Source organism: Motilimonas thetidivivens, from assembly GCF_046452435.1.
Classification (GTDB): domain Bacteria; phylum Pseudomonadota; class Gammaproteobacteria; order Enterobacterales; family CBDFNC01; genus Motilimonas.
Genome location: NZ_JBKFDK010000049.1, coordinates 1 through 2,106, shown reverse-complemented (window position 1 = coordinate 2,106; position 2,106 = coordinate 1). Strand labels below are relative to the sequence as shown.

Here is a 2,106-nt window from a genome sequence, read left to right as displayed (position 1 = left end):
GCGCGCGCCGTTAGTTTGCGCCAAACTTACCTATGGGCTCAGTCCCATGTTCTGGAGGTAAGTTATGAACATTTTATTCGAGCAAATCAAACAAGAGATCCAATACCGCGGCTACTCACCTCGCACCAGTGAGACCTATTGCAAGTGCTTGCTTAAAATCAGCAATTTCTTTCATAAGCCATTGAATGAAGTCACCGATGACGAGCTAAACCTATTTTTTCACGATCCTGCCACCCGTAAGCTTTCACGCTCAACACAGGTGCTTCTGATAAATAGCCTTAATTTTTTATTTGCCAATGTGTTGCAGCGGCCGCTTAACCTTAACGTTATTTTACCCAAGAAAGAGATTGCTCCTCCGAATTTTTTGAGTCGAGAAGAGATCAGAATATTGTTGGATGGGTGTCATAATTTGCGCTGCAAGACCATGATCACTGTCTGTTATGGATGTGGTTTACGTGTCGGAGAGGTCATTCATCTCAGGGTGAGTGATATTGATGGTAAGCGCAACACTCTCTATATCGAGCGCGCAAAAGGCAATCAGTCGCGTTTTGTGGTGGCCTCGGAAAGTGTGTTAGTGCAATTGCGCCACTATTGGCGTGCATATCACCCGACACACTGGATGTTTTATTCAAAATGGTTTCCTGAGCGTCCCATTGCCCCTTCGAGCTTTACCAAGCAGTTGAACAAGTTAGGTAAAGAATGCGGCTTAAACAAACGTTGTAACCCCCATGCATTGCGGCATTCTTTTGCGACTCATCAGCTGGAAGCGGGGATGCCGCTGCACCAATTACAACACCAACTTGGCCATCAAAATATCAAGACCACGGAGACATACTTACACTGGTTACCGGAGTTAGGGCATGGCGGTGCCGACTTACTGGCTGACAGGATAGAACGATGAGCTGCTTGCATCTCGCTGACATCTTTAATGCCGGTTTAGCGGAATATGCTCAGCACCATAAGATGAGCTTTCAGCAAAAACGGGTCTGCCAGCATTTGATGAGATGCCGAACCGGAGCGTTAGGCTATCAGTTATGGGAATGTGATCATTGCAAAGATATACGCCAAGTGGGATGCAGTTGTCGCGACAGACACTGCCCACGTTGTCAGGGGATGGCAACGCAAGCTTGGGTCGACAAGCAGCAAGCCCAGTTATTGTCTTGTCGTTACTTTCACCTTGTATTTACGTTGCCCCATGAGTTGAACGTGATTGCCCAATATAAACCGAAACAACTTTACAGTAGCTTATTCAAAGCGACGTGGCAGACATTGAGTCAATTTGCCAAACGTAAACATCAAGGCCAATTAGGTATGACCGGGGTGTTGCATACATGGGGGCAAAACTTAAGCCAGCACATCCATCTGCATTGTTTAATTCCGGCAGGGGTATTAAAAGCAGACGAGTGGCAAGAAATTGAAAAAGGGTACCTGTATCCCGTCAAAGCCCTTTCCACCGTATTTAGGGCAAAGATGATGGCAGCATTAACAGAGCAAGAGGTTGATGTTGAGCCTCTCAGTTTACCTGCTAAGTGGTGTGTGTACAGCAAGGCTTGCTTAAACTACAGCGACCGTTTAGTGAGTTACTTGGCTCGCTACACCCGTAAAGGCGTGATGTCGGAGTCGCGGTTAGTGCAGCAAAGCGATGACAGCGTTAGTTTTAGGTATCGTGATTATGCCGATAATCAACGAGAGAAAATCATGACCTTGCCGCTTGAGGTGTTTATCCAGCGTTATTTACTGCATGTGTTACCAAGAGGGTTTATGCGGGTGCGCCACTTTGGTTTTTTAGCGAGCGCCTGCCGGCAGCGTAAGTTGTCGCTGATAAGAAAACAACAAGGGATAGCACAACCGGAGCAGAAAGAATCTGAAGTGGAAAAAGTGGTGAATTGGCCTTGTCCAGCTTGCCAACAGGGGATGCTGAGGCTGAGCCATGTTGGGTTAGAGCCAATCGCACCAACAGGGGAGATTGAAGGTGCAGAGCGAACGGGATAGCAACCGTTAAGGTTGCTGATGAATCAATACGTTACTCTTTGAAATAAAAAGGAGATGGGCGGTTTAATTTAAATAAAGTTAGCTTGTCAAAAGACGATAACTTGGTTTAAATGA

At 46.4% G+C, this 2,106-nt stretch carries 2 protein-coding genes; both read left to right on the top strand.

The genetic code is table 11. From position 1 onward, the window contains the following. Positions 1-64 precede the first annotated feature (64 nt). On the top strand, positions 65-901 hold the full coding sequence (locus tag ACK8OT_RS19165) for a tyrosine-type recombinase/integrase (RefSeq protein ID WP_410198114.1): 837 nt from the start codon (positions 65-67) through the stop codon (positions 899-901). Next, positions 898-1,992 carry an IS91 family transposase gene (locus ACK8OT_RS19160; protein WP_410198113.1) on the top strand — a complete coding sequence of 365 codons (1,095 nt, stop codon included), beginning with the start codon at positions 898-900 and terminating at the stop codon, positions 1,990-1,992. The genes ACK8OT_RS19165 and ACK8OT_RS19160 overlap by 4 nt, the downstream gene beginning before the upstream one ends. Positions 1,993-2,106 lie beyond the last annotated feature (114 nt).

Excerpts from the sequence above, each read along its gene's own strand:
- ACK8OT_RS19165 (WP_410198114.1), top strand. The coding sequence starts at position 65 with ATGAACATTTTATTCGAGCAAATCAAACAAGAGATCCAATACCGCGGC.
- ACK8OT_RS19160 (WP_410198113.1), top strand. The coding sequence starts at position 898 with ATGAGCTGCTTGCATCTCGCTGACATCTTTAATGCCGGTTTAGCGGAA.